At 39.7% G+C, this 19586-nt stretch carries 16 protein-coding genes; 10 read left to right on the top strand and 6 right to left on the bottom strand.

Going from position 1 to position 19586, the window contains the following annotated elements; translation table 11 throughout:
- Positions 1 to 10: 10 nt before the first annotated feature.
- The 4 genes from hslU to priA form a co-directional block, all read right to left on the bottom strand.
- Positions 11 to 1339 carry an ATP-dependent protease ATPase subunit HslU gene (hslU, locus tag ABX891_RS16490; RefSeq protein ID WP_002958365.1) on the bottom strand — a complete coding sequence of 443 codons (1329 nt, stop codon included), beginning with the start codon at positions 1337 to 1339 and terminating at the stop codon, positions 11 to 13.
- 11 nt (positions 1340 to 1350) lie between these two features.
- Entirely contained in the window at positions 1351 to 1869 is a 519-nt protein-coding gene (gene hslV, locus ABX891_RS16485; protein WP_002958366.1) for an ATP-dependent protease subunit HslV, read from the bottom strand.
- Positions 1870 to 1948: 79 nt separating this feature from the next.
- Positions 1949 to 2476, bottom strand: coding sequence for an SPOR domain-containing protein (locus ABX891_RS16480; protein WP_024596311.1), 528 nt, complete (start codon positions 2474 to 2476; stop codon positions 1949 to 1951).
- A gap of 20 nt (positions 2477 to 2496) precedes the next feature.
- Entirely contained in the window at positions 2497 to 4683 is a 2187-nt protein-coding gene (gene priA, locus ABX891_RS16475) for a primosomal protein N' (RefSeq protein WP_354630039.1), read from the bottom strand.
- A gap of 230 nt (positions 4684 to 4913) precedes the next feature.
- Here priA and rpmE point away from each other — a divergent pair, with 230 nt between their 5' ends.
- Together rpmE and ABX891_RS16465 are read left to right on the top strand one after the other, a co-directional pair.
- Complete coding sequence (rpmE, locus tag ABX891_RS16470) at positions 4914 to 5129, top strand: 50S ribosomal protein L31 (RefSeq protein WP_002958369.1); 216 nt, start codon at positions 4914 to 4916, stop codon at positions 5127 to 5129.
- 526 nt (positions 5130 to 5655) lie between these two features.
- Positions 5656 to 6897 carry a malic enzyme-like NAD(P)-binding protein gene (locus tag ABX891_RS16465; protein WP_002958370.1) on the top strand — a complete coding sequence of 414 codons (1242 nt, stop codon included), beginning with the start codon at positions 5656 to 5658 and terminating at the stop codon, positions 6895 to 6897.
- Positions 6898 to 6961: 64 nt separating this feature from the next.
- On the opposite strand, the gene metJ is transcribed toward ABX891_RS16465, so the two are convergent.
- Positions 6962 to 7282, bottom strand: coding sequence for a met regulon transcriptional regulator MetJ (gene metJ, locus ABX891_RS16460; RefSeq protein WP_002958371.1), 321 nt, complete (start codon positions 7280 to 7282; stop codon positions 6962 to 6964).
- A 289-nt stretch (positions 7283 to 7571) separates the two neighbouring features.
- On the opposite strand from metJ, the gene metB reads away from it, so the two are divergent.
- On the top strand, positions 7572 to 8819 hold the full coding sequence (metB, locus tag ABX891_RS16455; protein WP_039485856.1) for a cystathionine gamma-synthase: 1248 nt from the start codon (positions 7572 to 7574) through the stop codon (positions 8817 to 8819).
- Between the two features lie 169 nt (positions 8820 to 8988).
- Positions 8989 to 11334: a bifunctional aspartate kinase/homoserine dehydrogenase II gene (gene metL, locus ABX891_RS16450; RefSeq protein ID WP_354630037.1), complete on the top strand. Its 2346-nt coding sequence runs from the start codon at positions 8989 to 8991 to the stop codon at positions 11332 to 11334.
- Between the two features lie 63 nt (positions 11335 to 11397).
- On the opposite strand, the gene ABX891_RS16445 is transcribed toward metL, so the two are convergent.
- Positions 11398 to 13890, bottom strand: coding sequence for a penicillin-binding protein 1A (locus tag ABX891_RS16445; RefSeq protein ID WP_354630035.1), 2493 nt, complete (start codon positions 13888 to 13890; stop codon positions 11398 to 11400).
- 130 nt (positions 13891 to 14020) lie between these two features.
- On the opposite strand from ABX891_RS16445, the gene ABX891_RS16440 reads away from it, so the two are divergent.
- The 6 genes from ABX891_RS16440 to aroK all read left to right on the top strand — a co-directional run bounded on the left by ABX891_RS16440 (position 14021) and on the right by aroK (position 19586).
- Positions 14021 to 15100, top strand: coding sequence for a pilus assembly protein PilM (locus ABX891_RS16440; RefSeq protein WP_024596029.1), 1080 nt, complete (start codon positions 14021 to 14023; stop codon positions 15098 to 15100).
- A complete protein-coding gene (locus ABX891_RS16435; RefSeq protein ID WP_002958376.1) occupies positions 15088 to 15660 on the top strand; it encodes a PilN domain-containing protein in 573 nt (190 codons plus the stop codon). The genes ABX891_RS16440 and ABX891_RS16435 overlap by 13 nt, the downstream gene beginning before the upstream one ends.
- Positions 15650 to 16255, top strand: a complete 606-nt coding sequence (locus ABX891_RS16430) for a type IV pilus inner membrane component PilO (protein WP_002958377.1) — start codon at positions 15650 to 15652, stop codon at positions 16253 to 16255. The genes ABX891_RS16435 and ABX891_RS16430 overlap by 11 nt, the downstream gene beginning before the upstream one ends.
- Positions 16252 to 16791 carry a pilus assembly protein PilP gene (locus ABX891_RS16425; protein WP_002958378.1) on the top strand — a complete coding sequence of 180 codons (540 nt, stop codon included), beginning with the start codon at positions 16252 to 16254 and terminating at the stop codon, positions 16789 to 16791. Before ABX891_RS16430 ends, ABX891_RS16425 begins: the two co-directional genes overlap by 4 nt.
- On the top strand, positions 16778 to 18883 hold the full coding sequence (locus ABX891_RS16420) for a type IV pilus secretin PilQ (RefSeq protein ID WP_002958379.1): 2106 nt from the start codon (positions 16778 to 16780) through the stop codon (positions 18881 to 18883). Before ABX891_RS16425 ends, ABX891_RS16420 begins: the two co-directional genes overlap by 14 nt.
- Positions 18884 to 19067: 184 nt before the next feature.
- Positions 19068 to 19586 carry a shikimate kinase AroK gene (gene aroK / locus ABX891_RS16415; protein ID WP_004589350.1) on the top strand — a complete coding sequence of 173 codons (519 nt, stop codon included), beginning with the start codon at positions 19068 to 19070 and terminating at the stop codon, positions 19584 to 19586.

Raw genomic sequence — 19586 nt, 5'->3', positions numbered from 1 at the left:
TATATTCGTTTTATAGAATAAAGCGGCTTAAGTCTTCATCTTCAACAAGTGCACCTAAGTGTTTTTCAACATAAGCGGCGTCGATTACTAATGACGAGCCTGCTTTTTCAGAAGCGTCGTATGAAATTTCTTCCATCAATCTTTCCATTACAGTGTGTAGACGACGAGCACCGATGTTTTCGGTTTTCTCGTTAACTTGCCAAGCTGCTTTGGCAATACGCTCAATTGCATCGTCGCTAAACTCAATCGATACCTGCTCAGTTTTAAGCAGCTCTCGTTGTTGCTCGGTAAGCGATGCATGAGGCTCTGTAAGGATGCGTTTAAAGTCATCTGCAGTAAGTGCTTCAAGTTCTACTCGAATCGGTAAGCGGCCCTGTAGCTCTGGGATCATATCTGATGGCTTCGCCATCTGAAACGCACCAGAGGCAATAAACAGCATATGGTCAGTTTTAACCATTCCGTGCTTAGTATTTACAGTTGAACCTTCAATTAGCGGTAGTAAGTCGCGCTGAACACCTTCACGGCTCACATCTGGACCTGAAGAATCGCCGCGCTTACAAATTTTGTCTATTTCATCAATAAACACAATACCGTTTTGCTCTACTGCAAAAATAGCTTGCTCTTTTAGCTCTTCAGGATTTACTAATTTAGCGGCTTCTTCTTCCGTTAATAGTTTGAAGGCTTCTTTGATTTTTAGTTTACGCTTAGTGCGCTTATCGCCGCCCATGTTTTGAAACATGCTTTGTAGCTGGTTGGTCATATCTTCCATACCAGGAGGCGCCATAATTTCTACGTTTGGTTGTGCTTGTGCTAAATCGATTTCAATTTCTTTATCATCTAGCTGACCTTCACGTAGCTTTTTGCGGAACGCTTGGCGAGTTGATGAGTTATCATCACGCTGCGTTTCGCCGTATTGATCTTTCGCTGGTGGTAAAAGGGCATCTAAAATGCGCTCTTCTGCAGCTTCTTCGGCGCGATGTTTAAATTTCTTAGTCTGCTGTTCGCGAGTCATTTTAATTGATACATCGACTAAATCGCGGATGATAGTCTCAACTTCTTTACCAACATAGCCAACTTCAGTGAACTTAGTCGCTTCTACTTTAATAAAGGGTGCGTTAGCAAGTTTTGCTAATCGGCGGGCAATTTCTGTTTTACCTACACCGGTTGGACCAATCATTAAAATGTTTTTTGGTGTTACTTCGCTGCGTAAATCTTCTTTGAGTTGCATGCGGCGCCAGCGGTTACGAAGTGCGATAGCCACTGCTTTTTTTGCTTTAGCCTGACCTATAATGTGCTGATCTAGCTCGTGAACAATTTCTCTTGGGGTCATATCAGACATGATAGTTCCTATTATAATTCTTCGATTGTTTGGAAGTTATTAGTAAATACGCAGATGTTGCCTGCAATAGTTAAGCTTTTCTCTACTATTTCACGAGCGCTTAAATCTGTATTTTCTAAAAGGGCGGTTGCAGCTGATTGTGCAAAGTTACCACCACTGCCAATTGCAATTAGGTCGTTTTCAGGTTGAACCACATCGCCATTACCGGTAATAATTAAAGAGGCTGTTTCGTCTGCTACAGCGAGCAGCGCTTCGAGTTTTCGAAGTGCACGGTCGCTGCGCCAATCTTTAGCCATTTCTACTGCGGCTTTAGTTAGGTTTCCTTGGTGCATTTCTAATTTGCTTTCAAAGCGTTCGAAAAGAGTGAAGGCATCAGCAGTACCGCCGGCAAAACCAGCGATTACTTTGCCATTATAAAGACGTCGAACTTTACGGGCGTTGCCCTTCATTACGGTATTACCAAGAGACACTTGGCCATCGCCGCCAATTACAACCTTGTCGCCACGGCGTACACTTACGATAGTAGTCATGTTATTCCTCATCATCGAGCTGCATAGGCAACTCGTAAAAAACGATTATGAAGAGGTTATATGGGTGAATGGTTTATTTTCAAGTCCAGCCCCAAATTCCGCAGCCGACTATTTTTACACGTTTAAGTTTGTTTTTATCACTTTCGGCTTGGCGTTTGGTTTTATAAGGGCCTAAGCGCACTTTATACCAAGTACCATTGCTGCCTTCAGCCTGTTTTATTTCAGAAATGAGGCCTGCAAATGCTATTTTAGCTTTTAGCGATTCCGCTTGTGCGTGGGTTTTAAACGAACCACACTGCATAACGTAAGGGCCTTTTTGCTCAAGTTCTTTCACTTCAACTTGAATCTCGTGGTTTCTAATTTCTTTAATAAACTCTGGTGTGCGTGGAATAACCACTTCTACTTTTGCGGGCGCAGTGGGGTTTGCTTGTTTTTCGACAAGTTTTGGATCTGCATTACTTTTAATAAACCATAATGTATAAGCAAAACCACCGACGAGTAAGATGGCTATGACAGCTAAAAGAATAGGAAATGGTTTTTTAGCGGGTGCGTTTTTTTTACTGTTTCTGCCTGCAGGCTTTTTGTTAATATAATCGTGCTGTGCCATGGTGTTATTTTGGCCTTAACCTAAATCATGTCTATAGGGTCTACGTCTAAGCTCCAGCGTACTTTTTGTGCAAGTTTACTTGAACTTAAATAATCAACCATTTGCGCAAGGTACTGATGTAATATGCGGCGATCTTGCGCTTGAATATGTAATTGAAAACGATACATACCTGCGACTTTTTCAAGTGGAGCAGGGATCGGACCGAGCAATTGTATACCAGATACCCCATTCACAGGAACCAAATCTGTCAAAAAATCGACGACTAGCTTAATGCTGTGTCCTTGTGCACGGACAATAGCCATATTTGTAATGGGTGGTAAGTCTGCATCATCGCGTTCACTCAGTGCAAAGCGAGCAAAGTCTTGGTAACCATTATTAACTAAGTCTTGTAAAAGCGGGTGTTCTGGAAAGTGTGTTTGTAATAATACTTGCCCAGGCTCCCCTGAACGCCCAGCTCGCCCCGCGACCTGAGTAACTAACTGTGCTAAATGCTCTGTCGCCCTAAAGTCGCATGAGTATAAACCGCTATCTACGTCTAAAATTATAACAAGGCTTACATCTGCAAAGTGATGGCCTTTGGCAAGCATTTGTGTGCCAACTAAAATGCGTGCACCGCCTAGGTTTATTTCATCTAGTGCTTTTTCAAGGCTGCCTTTACGGCGAGTTGAATCGCGGTCTATGCGAGTAACGGGTGTATCTGGAAACTCGGTCGATAAAAACTCTTCAATTTGCTCTGTACCTTTGCCATTTGGAAATATTTGCGTACTTCCACAATCAGGACATTGATGAGGAACAGGGTATTGATCGCCACAGTGATGACAAATCATTTGCCCAATCGCTTTATGAAATGTGGCGCTGGTACTGCAGCGTTTACATTCACTTAGCCAGCCACATTCATGGCAAATAAGAGTGGGTGAGAAACCTCGACGATTTAAAAAAACCATAACCTGTTTACCGCGATTTAAGTGTTGGCGCATAGTTGCAAGGCTTGCATGTGCAATACCTGCTTGGTCGGGTTGGCCTTTCATATCGAGTAACTTAAATTGGTTATCTGTCGCAGTTTGCGCGCGCTCGGTTAAACTTAGTAGCTGATATTTGTTATTAATTGCTTTGTGAAGTGTTTCAAGTGCGGGTGTAGCACTGCCTAATATAAGTGGTATTTTATGCTGAAAAGCTCTGTATGCAGCTAAATCACGAGCATGGTAACGAAGGGTATCTTGTTGTTTAAATGATGAATCGTGCTCTTCATCGACAACTATCATACCGAGTTTTAAAAATGGCAGAAAAATACTCGAACGTGTGCCTATAACTATTGCACAACTGCCTTTTTCGCAAAAACGCCATGTTTGCAATCGCTCGTTGTCGGTAAGGGCTGAATGCCAAAGCATAATGGGTGTATCAGGAAAGCGGCGACGAAAACGGTTTACAGTTTGTGGCGTTAAGCCTATTTCTGGCACTAATACTAATGCTTGCTCGCCACGTTTGAGTACTTCTTCTAGGCACTGTAAATACACTTCTGTTTTACCACTGCCAGTTACGCCTTCTAATAAAAAGCTGCTAAATCCATTACTTTGATTTATTGCTGTACAGGCAACCGCTTGTTCTTTATTAAGTACAGGTTTACTACCGACAGTTGGTGCAACGCTTTGCCATTGGTTATCGTGTTCAATAGTTTGCGTAATGAGTTCTTTATTTATTAGGCTATCTATTGTTTTTTTACTAAAGCCAAGAGCTTTTAATTCGGTTAACGATGATTTCCCCGATTGCGACAACTGCTTTAATAAATTGAGTTGTGTTTTGGCTTTTAATGACGATACTTTTGCGCCTTTTTCTGTCAGATCAACCATGTTAATACTGGTTTTATCTGGCGATTCACCTTGGCGAAGTGCACTCGGTAGCGCTATGTGAATAGTTTCGCCTAAGGGATAGCAATAATAGCGGGCAGTAAAGCTAAGGAGTTCTAAATGTTGGGCACTTAAAATAGGGGTATCGTCTATTACCTCTATAATATTCTTAATTTTATTTAAAGGGACGTCGGTACTGTTTTTAATGCCCAGAACAACAGCTACTTTTTTTTGATTACCAAAAGGTACTAAAACCCGCATGCCCGGAAGTATTGGGGTTGATAAGCCACTGAGCTGCTCTTCTATTTTATAATCAAAGGTGCGTGGAAGCGGGACTTTAATAGCAACTTCAACAAAACTCATAACAACTCAACCCGTAAAATTAATGCTGTAATGTACTAAAAATACCGCTAAAAACCTACTAGCAATAGTACTTGAGAAAGAGATTGTTCACTTTTTTAGCGAAAAGATAAATAAATACTTGTGCAGGGGAAGGTTGTTGGATAAAATCCGCCACCAACAAATTTGTTTTAACGACGTATGGTGCCAGACTTCGGGTTTGGAGAGCGATGCGGCCTTAACTAGAGGTTCCTATGAAAGAAGGTATTCACCCTAAGTACGAAGTAATTTCTGCAACATGTTCATGCGGAAACAAATTCGAAACTAGCTCAACTCTTTGTAAAGACATTCACTTAGACGTATGTTCTGCGTGTCACCCGTTTTACACTGGTAAGCAAAAGATTTTAGACACTGGCGGCCGTGTTGATCGCTTCAACAAGCGCTTCGGTGCACTTAGCAGCAAGAAGTAATTATTGCTGTTTAGTTAAAAAAAGCACCTTAGGGTGCTTTTTTTGTGTCTAAAATTTACCACTTCTTATCTTATTTAGCTTGCTCGAGCTACATCACACCTTGCATAACTATTTCCTATTCTTATTCTGAGTATGCATAAACCTTTACAGACAAATTGATAGATATTCTCTATATTTTAAATAGTACAAATTTTAACTAGGTTGATAAAAGTAGCTAACGTGGGCTTATCTGTTTTTAAAGTAGTGTAGTAGGCTGTTATTTTAAGTTTATGATGATGCGTTAAACATACATTTTTTTAATATTTTAATAGACATAAACGCACCTCAAAACTTACTTTTTTGGTGAATTTTTATTTATTAAATGTTTATATAATCCTGCAAAGTTACTGAAAAACCTCTTAAAATTAAAGGATATAGCATATAACAGGATAGACCTGATATTGCTTGGAATTTAAAAATAATAAGGGTATCGTACCCCAAGACTCCACCTCTCACTTTAACTTAAATTGCAGGATACCATCGCGTTATGTCTGACTTTCGTGAACAAGCACTACATTATCACTCACATCCCGTACCTGGTAAAATTAGCATTGAGCTAACAAAACCAGCTGAAACAGTTCAAGACTTAGCCCTAGCTTATAGCCCAGGTGTCGCTGAACCTGTACGTGAAATTGCCGCAGATCCTGCAAATGCATATAAATATACCGGTAAAGGTAACATGGTTGCGGTTATCACTAATGGTACTGCAATTTTGGGCTTGGGTAATTTAGGTCCTTTAGCGTCTAAGCCCGTAATGGAAGGCAAGGCGTTATTGTTTAAACGTTTTGCAGGGCTTGATTCTATTGATATTGAAGTAAAGCACAAAACAACAGAAGACTTTATTAACACGGTGGCCAATATTGCTGACACATTCGGTGGTATTAACCTTGAAGATATTAAAGCACCAGAGTGTTTTGAAATTGAAAAAGCATTAATAGAGCGTTGTAGCATTCCTGTTTTTCATGACGACCAACACGGCACCGCCATTGTTACGGCTGCCGGCATGTTAAATGCGCTAGAAGTACAAGGTAAATCAATTGAAGATGCAATAATTGTATGTTTAGGTGCAGGCGCTGCTGCAGTTGCGTGTATGGAACTGTTAATTAAGTGTGGTGCACTGCGTGAACACATTTATATGCTTGACCGCAAAGGTGTTATTCATACTCGTCGCGATGATTTAAATGAATATAAACAGCTTTTTGCTAACAATACCGATAAACGCACATTGCAAGATGTAATTGCAGATGCGGATGTGTTTGTTGGTGTTTCGGGTCCTAACTTGTTAGCTGCCGAAGATTTAAAACTAATGGCAGAAAAACCGGTCGTGTTTGCATGTTCAAACCCAGATCCAGAGATCGATCCTGCACTTGCTCACGGCGCACGCAACGATTTAATTATGGCAACAGGGCGCTCTGATTACCCTAACCAAGTAAATAATGTTTTATGTTTTCCGTTTATTTTCCGTGGTGCGCTTGATGTACGTGCAAGCGCGATTAACGATGAAATGAAAATTGCTGCAGTTGAGGCTATTCGTAGTATTGCCAAAGAGCCTGTACCTGCAGAAGTTTTAAAAGCCGCAGGCGTAGATAAGCTAGAGTTTGGTGCGCAGTACATTATTCCAAAACCAATGGATCCGCGTTTACTACCGCGTATAGCTAAAGCTGTAGCACTTGCTGCGGTAGAGTCGGGTGTTGCGCAAATTGACTTGCCTGAAAACTATATGGCGTAATATATAACGCTTAAACAAAAAAACCTCAGCAATGCTGAGGTTTTTTGATTAAAAAGGTAACGATTTATTCTTCGTTTAAAATAGGCACTTCTAAACCCATTTCTTGCATTATCTTTTTAACTTCTTCTGGTACTTTTTCGGCGTTGTCTTTACGTAGGTCATCGTCATTTGGTAAAGGTTGACCAGTAAAGGCATGCAAAAACGCCTCACATAGCAATTCACTATTTGTTGCATGGCGAAGGTTGTTGATTTGACGACGCGTACGCTCATCCGTTAAAACTTTTAATACATTTAGCGGGATCGAAACGGTGATCTTTTTAACTTGCTCTGATTTTTTCCCGTGTTCTGCGTATGGGTGAATATACTCACCATTCCATTTAGCCATAAGATGTATCGTTGCCTCAGATTATTAATTTCTCACACGGTATAAAAAGCGTGTAAATATGCGTGAAATTCTATCGATTTAAAAAAGATAGTCAAATAATAGATACCGATCTATCTTAATAAGCCTATTTGGGATGTAAAAATAAGCTCACTTTTGTGAGCTAAAATGTGATACTAGCAAACGCCTTTCCTAACTTTAGCCATCTAGAGCTTTAAAATCCTTTGACTTATTAAAACGGATAACTTACTCTTTTAGACGTCTAAACATCCAAATTAATCAGGTGACGAATATGAGCGAAAAAAACAAAGCGACCATTGCTGTACGTAACGGCGTTGATGCTGATAAACATCATGGTGCAGTGGTGCCGCCAATTTATTTATCAACGACTTATTCGTTTGCCGACTTTGATACTAAGCGTGAGTATGATTATGGCCGCAGTGGTAACCCTAATCGTGATATTTTAGCAGAGACGCTTGCTAAGCTTGAAGGCGGCGCTCGTGGCATAATTACGGCCACTGGTATGGCTGCCGTGCATTTAGCTACTCAGCTACTTAACAGTGACGACACGTTAGTAATTCCACATGATTGTTATGGTGGTAGCTATCGTTTATTTACATCGTTACAAAAACGCGGATTATTGAAGCTTGAAGTATTAGATTTAACAAAAGAAGAAAGCCTTCAACAAATTTTAGCAATTAAGCCTAAGCTTATTTGGATAGAGACTCCAAGTAACCCAGTACTTCGTTTAACCGATATTAAAGCGGTTACCGATGTTGCTAAGCAATGCGGTGCATTGGTTGCCGCAGATAACACGTTTTTGTCTCCTGCCTTACAAAACCCTATTAAGTTTGGTGTAGATATTGTGGTGCATTCAACTACTAAATATATTAACGGGCACTCAGATGTAGTGGGCGGCGCTGTTATTGCTGCAACACAAGAGCTTGGTGATGAGCTTGCTTGGTGGGCAAATAATATTGGTATTACGGGCGCTCCTTTTGATAGTTATTTAACGCTTCGTGGTCTACGTACTCTAAATGTGCGTTTAAGGCAGCACCAAGAAAATGCGCTAGCAATAGCTAAGTACCTTGAAAGTTCCAATTTTGTAAGCCAAGTTTACTATCCAGGACTTGAGTCGCATCCTCAACATGAGCTTGCTAAAGCACAACAACTTGGCTTTGGTGGCATGGTTAGTTTTGATATTAAAGGCGATATAAACGACGCTGCAGCATTTTTAACTAGTCTTAAAACGTTTAGTTTAGCTGAGTCACTAGGTGGCGTAGAGAGTTTAATTTGTCACCCTGCAACTATGACGCACGCAGGCATGGAGGCAAAGGCACGTTTAGAAGCGGGTGTGGGCGACACGCTTATTCGTATTTCGGTTGGGATTGAAGATATACACGATTTAATAGCTGACTTTGAACGAGTATTTGAACTTGTAAAACCAGGGCAAAATAAAAATGTTGGCCGTGTAGGCAAAGGTGCTGGCACTTCTGGTGGAAACGTTAAATTAAGTGCAGCCCGTCCAGCGCTTTGGTAAGTAATACCAATCCGCAATAATACCTAATCAATTTGAGGGATTAAACCGCACGATAACATCGTTAAAAATTCCTAATATAGAACAACTAAATAACGAAATTTTTGCCTTGTTATCGATACGGTTTTCTTACCTCAAAATAGACAACTTAATTAAGCGAATTGGTATAAATATGGTCAATTGTGTACATAAATTTGGTGGTTCAAGCTTAAGCTCTAGTGAGCGCTATCAAAGCGTAGCTAAAATAATTATAGGGCATACTCAGCCGGGCGACTGTGTTGTAGTGTCTGCTGCAGGTAAGACTACAGATACACTTGTGTCGTTGTGGCAAAGTTATCAGCTGCAAGACACGCAAGCTGTCGCTGATATTTTACTGCAGTTAAATAACCATCAAAGCGATTTAATTGAGCAGTTGTTACAAGCTGATTTAAAGCGCAGCGCACTTAAAACACTAAATACCGAGCTTAGTAATATTGCAGAACTTGCTCAAGCTGAGCAGCTAAAAGAGGCTGCGTTACTTGCGCATGGGGAACTGTGGTCAGCACGTTTACTCGCTACTTATTTACAGCAGTTAAATATTGAGGCGTGTGCTCAAGATGCCCGTAGTCTTTTTACCTTAAACGATGGTGAATTAATGCATGCGCAAAATGCGCAGCAATGTCGACAGTCAATTTTGCCTAATAAGATAAATGTTGTTACTGGGTTTATTGCCGCTGATACGAAAGGTGAGACCGTAACACTTGGACGCAACGGTAGCGATTATAGTGCAACACTACTTGCAAATTACTGTAATGCTAAGCAAGTATGTATTTGGACCGATACACAGGGAGTGTTTAGTACTGATCCTCGTAAGGTAAAAAAAGCGATTAAGTACGGCAAAATTTGTCGCGGGCAAGCTAATTTATTAGCTCGTTTGGGTAACCCTGTATTACATGCAAAAACACTATCACCACTTAAAAACAGCGATATTAAGCTAGCTGTTCGTAGTAGTTTTGATGTGCAAGCAAGCCCAACAGATATAGTAAAAGAAGGTTCAGCAAAGAAAAAGCGCTTTATAACCACGCTGCAAAATGTTGATTTATTAATGGTTGAAGGATTAAGTGAAGGTGAGGTCGCAAGCGTTAGTCAGCTTATTCAGCATAGCCTTCATCATTTTAACCATAATGGTGAAGTGTATTTAGTAGTACCGGCTGCACAAACATATCAAGTTATTAATTACTTTGCTGGTAGAGCTAATATTAGTGAGTCAAATTTAAATGGCTGTGCAATTGTTGCCCCTGAGCAAGACGTTAGCGTACTAAAACTGCAAGCTTTAGAGATATTAGCTGAACAGACTATAAAGCCACGTTTTGTGCATCAAGATAATGGTTATGTTTTATTACTAACAGACCAATTTATAGATAGCGATATACAAAGCGCCTTACACGATAAGCTAATCAATAAAGGCCAAGAAATAGCCGTTATAGTTGCGGGCCTTGGCAATGTAGGCGATGCTTTTATTGAACAGTTATCGGCACAATTTGAGCGTTTATCAGGCGACTTTAGTATTAAATTGGTAGCGCTGGTTCGCTCTAAACATATGTTATTTAATGCAAGTGGCATAAATATATCGCAATGGAAAACTCAATGGCAGCATGAGGCGAATAGCTATGAAGCTGCGGATTTACTTAATGCGATAAGCGAGCTTGACTACGAACATAAAGTGTTAATTGATATTACCGCAAGTGAGCAGTTTAGCTTTTTATATACAGATTTTGTAGACAGAGATTGTCATTTAATTAGTGCTAACAAATATGCAGGTACAGCACCGACTTCTTGGTATAAAGCACTTCGTAGTAACCTTGGCGAACGTAATTTACATTGGCGGTATAATACAAGTGTAGGCGCAGGCTTACCTATCAATTTTGCTTTGGCTGATTTGCAAAATAGTGGTGATAAAATTACGCGTATTGAAGGCGTATTCTCGGGTACGCTTTCGTGGTTATGTAGTAAGTATGATGGTACGACTGCTTTTTCTGAGTTGGTATTAGAAGCACAGAAAATGGGGTTCACAGAGCCTGACCCTCGCGAGGATTTATCTGGACGAGATATGCAGCGTAAGTTACTTATTTTAGCCCGAGAGTTAGGTATAGAGCTTGAGCTTGATGATATTAGCTTATCGGCATTAATGCCCGGTGAGCTTGCGCTAGGAAGCTGGGAAGACTTTCTAAACAATAAAGCCCAGCTAGATGCGTTCATTGAAGAGCATGCTGATACAGCAAAAGCTAATAACTCAGTACTGAGATACACAGGCCTATTAGATATAACAAAAACTGAAGTTATCGCTAAAGTAGGAATTACGTATGTGCCTAATGGGGATGCGTTAGCAAACCTTACACCTGGCGATAATATTTTTGTAATTAATAGCAAATGGTATAGTGATAACGCGCTTGTGATTCAGGGGCCTGGGGCTGGGAAAGAAGTAACCGCTGCGGGTGTACACTCTGATTTATATTGGCTTGTTCAAAACTTAAAATAAGCGATTATTTAAATTAAAACGGCAGCTTAAATAAGCTGCCGTTTTTGTATTACAGAGGTATTATTAAAATAGCTCTTCTTCGGTTTTTGTGTCTTCTTCAAATATATCGTTTGGCTGAGATAGCACATACTTTGTCGGTGCAGTGCCTTTTTCGAAGTATTCAAAGCGGCTGGTGTAGTCATTTTTGTGGCTTAGCAAACCAGTGGCTAAATCAATACGAATCGAAACAAGCCCTTCAGGTGGCTCAATTGGCGCTTCAGGTGTTCCCTCAAGTGCGGCTTTCATAAATTCAATCCATGCAGGCTGCGCTGTTTTAGCTCCCGATTCAGCACCAGATATTTGGCTGCTATCTAAGTTGTTATTATACGTAGAACGGCCAAGAGCGTTACCTGGGTTATCAAAGCCCACCCACACAGAAGTCATTACTTTACTATTAAAACCACTAAACCAGGTGTCTACAGAATCGTTAGTTGTGCCTGTTTTACCCGAAAGATCACGACGTTCTAAAGCTTGTGCGCGCCAACCTGTGCCACTCCAACCCGTTTTATGGGCCCAACTACCGCCGCCCCAAATACCACTGTGCATTGCATCAGCAATTAAAAATGCATTCTGCTTAGAAATAATTCTCGGTGCACATTTTTTTGTTGGTTCCACTTCATCACTACTATTATGAAGTGAGAATTCATTGCGTGTTGGTAAAGGCTCTTCATCACAGGCTAGGGCAGGGTTTGCTTTAAACAATACATTACCGTAAGCATCTTGAACTTCTGAAATAAAGTAAGGTTCAATTAAGTGGCCACCATTGGCAAATGCACTCATGCCACGAGCAAGTTCAAGTGGTGTAATGGAAGCACTACCCAGTGCTAGTGATTCACTGCGATTAATGTCTGAATCTTTAAAGCCAAACTTTAATAAATGATCAGCTGTACGTTGTAATCCAACGCCGCGTAGTAAGCGCACCGAAATAACGTTTTTAGATTGTGCTAAAGCACGGCGAATTCTTATCGGACCATTATATACAGCAGGGCTGTTTTTAGGGCGCCATGCTACGCCTTGGCTTTTATCCCATTGGTTTATAGGAGCATCGTTTAATATAGACGCAAGCGTGTAACCTTTTTCAAGTGCTGCTGAATATATAAAAGGTTTTATATTAGAACCTACTTGACGCTTTGCTTGTACCGCTCGGTTATATTGACTTTGCTCAAAGCTGTAACCACCTACAATAGCTTTAATTCTGCCATCTTGTGGGTCGAGTGACACAATAGCACTTGATGCTTCTGGTATTTGGCTTAGTAAGTAGCTGTCATCTTCATTTTTACGCACCCATATTTGCATTCCTGGCGTTAAAATATCTGTAGCTGCTTTTGGAGCAAAACTTTGGCGGTAACGAGTAATATATTTACGCGCCCATTTTAAGTTATCCCAAGTAAGAGTTGTGCGCTCGCCACTTTTAAGTAATACCGACGCTGTTTTATCATTAACACTAAGCACGGCTGCTGCTTTCAAAGTACCCAACTCATTTACGCTTTGTAATTTATTGAGTATTTGTTGCTCAGTTAAAGCAGGTTGTGTTTCAGGATCCCATAAAACATCTGTTGGTCCTCTAAAACCATGGCGCATATCGTAATTATGTAAGTTGTTTACAAGTGCGTTTTGCGCTGCTTTTTGAACTTTAGACTCTACCGAGGTGAAAATTTTAAAACCTGAGTTGTAAGCTTTATCTATTCCATAACGCGAGACCATTTCAGCGCGCACCATTTCAGAAATATACGGGGCGTATAAATTTATTTCAGCACCATGAAAATAAGCGGTGATAGGTTGGCTCGTTGCTTCGTTATATTCTTCTTGAGTAATATAATTTTCAGTTAATAAACGCCCTAAAACAACATTTCGGCGTGCTTTTGCACGCGTTGGGTTACGAATTGGGTTTAAAGCTGAAGGGGCCTTCGGTAAACCTGCAATCATCGCCATTTGTGCAAGTGTTAAATTTTTTAACTCCTTACCGTAATAAACTTGTGCTGCAGCACCAATACCAAAAGCGCGATTACCCAATTCTATTTTATTAAGGTAAAGCTCTAAAATTTCGTCTTTTGTTAATACACCTTCAATATGTAGCGCTATAAATATTTCTTTAACTTTACGAATATATGCTTTTTCGCGAGTTAAAAAGAAATTACGAGCAAGCTGCATAGTAATAGTACTTGCGCCTTGTTTTTTCTCGCCGGTAGATATAAGAACAATAGCCGAACGTACAATACCTATAGGATCTATGCCTATATGATCGTAAAATCGATTATCTTCTGTCGCTAAAAATGCATTAATGAGGGTTTGAGGAATTTCATCAATAGTCACTGGAATACGACGCTTTTCACCAAATTGATTGATTAAAAGCCCATCTTTTGTGAATACTTGCATAGGAGTTTGTAATTGCACGTCTTTTAAAACTTGCACACTGGGGATATCAGGTTTAACGTAGTAATAAAGACTGACCAAAGTGATCAGACCAATTAACACACAAATGATAAAAAATTGTAAAGTTCGTTTTAATAAAATCACTTATATTTCCCTAAATGGACTCCCAATTGCGAGTTTTGACTGCTAGTATATATTGATTAAAAAATGAATAATATTTTTTCAGATAAAAATTATAACTTGTTTATTATTAAAACAAAGGCCAAGTTGAAACATGCTAAGTCAACTATTTCAAAAACCGTCCCCGATGATGGTAGGAATTGATATTGGATCGCACTCTATCAAAGCGGTGCTTTTACGTGAAATTGAAACTGGATTTCGACTAGAAGCACTTGCAATTGAGCCGATGCCAAAAGGTGCGATGAGTGAGCGCACAATCCAAGATATTGAAGCGATTGGTAACGTTATTACAAAATTAAGAAAAAAATTACCGAAGTCGTTAAAATCTGCTGCAGTGGCTGTTTCTGGCCAAACAGTTATTACAAAAGTGATCTTCATGGATGTATCGTTAACAGATGCTGAACTTGAATCGCAAATTGAAATTGAAGCTGATAGTTTAATCCCTTACCCGCTTGATGAAGTGAGCCTCGATTTTGAGAAGCTTTCGACGAATGAGGCCGATCCTAGCAAAATGAATGTTTTGCTTTCGGCTGCTCGTACTGAGAGTGTTGAAGCACGGGTGGGCGCTTTAGAAGCCGCAAATTTAGAAGCCAAAATAGTAGATGTAGAAAGCTACGCATTGAGCCGTGCTATGGACGTTTACTATCAACAATTACCTAGCGATGCATTTAATAAGTGTGTGGCTGTGGTCGATATTGGCGCAGTTTTAATGCTTGTGAGTGTTGTGCAAGCTGGGGAAACCATTTATACCCGTGACCAAGTTTTTGGTGGCGATCAATATACAAATAGTATTGTTGCTTATTATAATAAAGGCTTTGATGAAGCCGAAATAGGCAAAACATCAGGTGATTTACCGCCAAACTATACCTTTGAAGTATTAGCCCCTTTTCAAACTTCGTTACTTCAACAAGTTCGCAGAGCTGTGCAAATGTTTTTAACAACCAGTGGTAAAGAGCAAATAGATTATATTGTATTAACGGGCGGTACATCGATGATAAAAGGTATCGACCGATTGCTTATTGAAGAACTCGGTATTCACTCTGTTGTTGCAGAGCCTTTTGTAAATATGGAAATCTCCCCAAAGGTAGATCGTAATATAATGCAGCGTCACAAAACGCAGTTTGCAATAGCGACCGGGTTGGCATTAAGGAGCTTTTCAACATGCCACATATAAATCTACTTCCTTGGCGTGAATCGCAGCGCGAAGAATCGAAAAAGAAATTTGTAACTATACTTGTTGGTGTCGTTATACTTTGTTTTGCAAGTATGTATTTATTAAGTTCTTTTTATAGCGCTTTAAAAGATGGTCAAAATTTAAAGAATAATTATTTAAGCTCAGAAATTAGCATGCTAGATAAAAAAATAAGTGAAATACGAAGCTTAGATAAAAGAAAGGAAAATTTACAACAGCGTATGAGGCTCATTGAAGAATTGCAAAGCAGCCGTAATTTGGGTACGCAAATAATGGATGAAGTTGCCAAAATAGTGCCAGGTGGCGTTTATTTAACAAAGCTGGAGCGCAAAGGCAGCCAAATACATGTTTTAGGACGTAGTGAATCTAATAATCGCCTATCAACAATGCTCCGCCAAGTACAAAGCTCATATTTACTAGAGAATCCTTCAATGCAGGGCATTGTTGCAGGCGATCAATCTTCGCGTTTACTTAGTGATTTTAATATGGAATTTTATGTAAAACCATTTGATAAAATTGGTGAGGTTAGCGATGAACCTTGATTTTAAAGCACTGAGTGAAATTGATTGGAATGAAATAGAGCTTGATAACATTGGTGATTGGCCAATTGCTGTTAAAGCAATTTGCTGCACATTTGTTGCGGGCCTTGTATTGTTTTTTAGTTATAGCCTATTAGTTTCTGATGAAATTGACAGCTACCATAGTGCCGTGGCAAAAGAAGTTGAACTACGAACAACTTATCGAACTAAGTATGCAGTAGCGAGCAACCTTGAAATATATCGTCAACAAATGATTGAAATGGAAGATAAGTTTTCACAGCTATTAAAGCGTCTACCCACTTCGAACGAAACTCCTGGTTTACTTGATGATTTATCATATGTTGGGACAACGAGTGGTCTGACTTTTTTAAAAATAGGTTGGCTGCCAGAAGTTGAAAAAGAATTTTATACCGAGCTACCTATTAAAATCGAAGTAATAGGTAGCTACCATGAGTTTGGTGAGTTTGTAGGTAAAGTGGCCCAGTTACCCCGAATTGTAAGCTTACATGACTTTTCTATTTTATCATCGGGCGATAAACAGTTAACATTCAGTGTTGTTGCAAAAACATATCGTTATGAAGAAGGGGTTAAAAAATGAAACTCCTTCGCGTAGTACCTTTAGCTATAGCGTTTGTTTTAGCTGGTTGTAATGATGACACTTCTGAGCAAAAAGAATTTATTGATCAGGTAAAAGCAAGCACCACACCAAAGGTTGAGACGATTCCTGAACTGACAAAGTTTGAAATATTTGAGTATAGTGCTGGTCAGCTACGTAGCCCGTTTGTAGCGCCTCAGCCTGAGATTATTCAAAATAAACTAACGCAAGTAAAAAACTGTTTGCACCCAGATCAAGAGCGTCGCCGCGAACCGTTAGAGAAATACCCGCTAGATAATTTAGCAATGAAAGGCACAATTGGCTCTAGTGGACAAATATGGGCATTAATTACAGCAACAGATGACACTTTGCACCGCGTAACGGTAGGGAATTATCTTGGAAGTTATGATGGCAAAGTAAAAAGAGTAAGCAACGACTATATAGAATTAGTGGAATTAATCCCTGATGGGTCTGGCTGTTGGAAAGAGCGCCTGACGAAATTAGAAATGTTAGAGGCGGCAACAGATGGCGCAAATTAATAATAAAAAAGGTAAAAATAGGATGCATAAGGATGTACTTTGGCTTCATCGTATTTCACGGACATTACTGGCTGCTGTTGCTTTAGTCACTGTAAACTCAGCCATAGCTGGGCCATTGCTTTATGATGTTCGTTATAATCCATTACTTAAAGGCGAAACTGAATTACAGCTTGTTTTTGATGAAGAGTTAACCTTTGAACCAAAAGTTCAAGTGTTTAATAGCCCAGCCCGAATCGAAATGTTTTTTGATACTGCAGAGTTAGAAGTTGGTTTAAATGATGTTGAAGTTAATCAAGCTGGAATTAGCAGTGTTACTAATGTTTTAACTAACAGTGGTTTAAAGGTAACGGTAAACTTAGATAGATTAAAAATTTATGAGACTGAAGTTCATAACAATTTAGTATCGATACGTGTCTCTGATAACCCTCTTACAGAATCTGAAAATGAAGATGTAGTGATGGACTCAGGTGATGTAAGTGGAAATTACATTAACCGTATCCAGTCAATTGATTTTAGACGTGGTGAGAAGGGTGAAGCAAAAGTACTTGTATTTTTACAAGACACTCAAGCTGCAATTGAAGTCCATGAAAGTGGCGGGAAAATTTATGCTGACTTTCATCACACCGATATTTTAGACGATCTACTTTATGAATTAGATGTATTAGATTTTGGAACTGTTGTAAGTAATATCGAGACTTTTAAAGAAGATGGTTTAAGTCGTGTTGTTATCGAACCTAATGCTCAGTTCACGTTTACGTATCAGCAAATAGATAATATTTTAACGTTGACAATAGAAAAAGATGAAACGCAAAATGCGTACTTAGATGGTGGGGTTGAGTATCAAGGTCGTCCTATGACCTTAAATTTTCAAGATATCTCTGTGCGTGCAGCACTGCAAATTATCGCGGGTTACAACGACTTTAACTTAGTAACCAGTGATTCAGTAACGGGCAATATAACGCTGCGCCTAGATGGTGTACCGTGGGATCAAGCGCTTGACGTAGTACTACGTATTAAAGGGCTAGATAAGCGCATGGATGGCTCTATATTAATGGTAGCGCCTGCAGAAGAACTTGCAGCACGTGAAGCCAAAGATTTAAAAGCTAAACAGCAAGTTGAAGACTTAGAGCCTCTATATAGTGAATACATCCGATTAAACTATGCTAAAGCCGAAAATTTTGCTGACTTATTAAAAACAGATACAAACAGTATTATAACTGCCCGTGGTAGTGTATCTGTTGATCAACGTACAAATACTTTGTTAGTAAAAGATACTGTTAAGAGTATAGAAAACATTCGCCGCATGATTGAAACGCTTGATATTCCAGTGCAGCAGGTTGTAATAGAATCTCGGATGGTAACGGTACGCGATAACGTTACTGAAGACTTAGGCGTACGTTGGGGCTTTAGTGACCAAGGCAGTAGTGTTGGTATTTCAGGCTCTCTTGAAGGCGCAGAAGGTATTTATAATGCGACATCTACTTCAGATGCACCAAGTATTTCAGACCGATTGAATGTAAATTTACCTATCACTAACCCTGCGGCTAGCATTGGCTTACACATAGCAAAACTGGCTAACGGTACGCTGATTGATTTAGAACTAAGTGCGCTTGAAGAAGAGAATAAAGGCGAGATTATTGCAAGTCCACGTATAATAGCGGCTAATCAGCAAAAAGCGCGAATAGAGCAAGGTACTGAAATTCCTTATACAGAGTCAGCTTCAAGCGGTGCTACTACCGTAAGCTTTAAAAAAGCGGTACTGAGCTTAGAAGTTACACCTCATATCACACCTGATAATAAAGTAATTCTAGATTTAATTATTACTCAAGATACACGTGGTGATACCGTACAAACAGGTACTGGTGAAGCGGTGTCTATTGATACTCAAGAAATTCAAACACAAGTGTTAGTCGAGAATGGCCAAACCGTAGTACTCGGTGGTATTTTCCAACAGCAAATCATTAATACTACGAGTAAAGTGCCAATTTTAGGTGATATTCCTTACGTAGGAAGACTATTTAAAACCACAAGTGAGTTTAATGAAAAGCGTGAATTACTTATTTTCGTGACACCGAAAATACAAATTGATTAAAATACAGTGGTTTTATGTTAACCAACGGGTGATTATTTAGATTAATTGCTCGTTATATGGCTTTTTATTCTAATTGACTTGAAATACCCCTGCAATTACTGAGATAATCCCCTCCTTAATTTTGGGGCCAGGTCGTTAGGCGGGGTTTTATTTCAAATTTTAGAGTTTGTTTGTACTAAAAGATATGGCTGAGAAACGTAATATATTTCTAGTTGGCCCCATGGGGGCTGGCAAAAGCACGATTGGTCGTCACATCGCTGACCAATTACACCTTGAATTTGTTGATTCTGATCAAGAAATCGAACGCCGCACAGGTGCAGATATTGCATGGGTATTCGATCTTGAAGGTGAAGAAGGCTTTAGACTTCGAGAAGAGTCTGTTATTGGCGATTTAACCGAGATGCAAGGTATTGTACTTGCTACCGGTGGTGGTTCAGTAATGAGCAAAGAAGTTCGAAACAAGCTTTCGGCCCGAGGTATCGTTGTATACCTAGAGACACCTATAGAAAAGCAAGTTGCACGTACGCAACGCGACAAGCGTCGCCCATTACTGCAAACTGAAGAAGCACCTCGTAACGTACTAGAGCGCTTAGCAGAAGAACGCGAGCCCCTATACAAAGAAGTTGCCGATTTTGTTGTACGTACCGATGAGCAAAGCGCTAAAGTTGTTGCTAACCAAATCATCGAGAAATTAGATTTTTAA

Origin of the sequence: Pseudoalteromonas sp. NCIMB 1079 (assembly GCF_040567695.1) — a bacterium.
Taxonomy (GTDB): domain Bacteria; phylum Pseudomonadota; class Gammaproteobacteria; order Enterobacterales; family Alteromonadaceae; genus Pseudoalteromonas; species Pseudoalteromonas distincta.
This window is presented reverse-complemented; position numbering and strand designations above follow the sequence as displayed.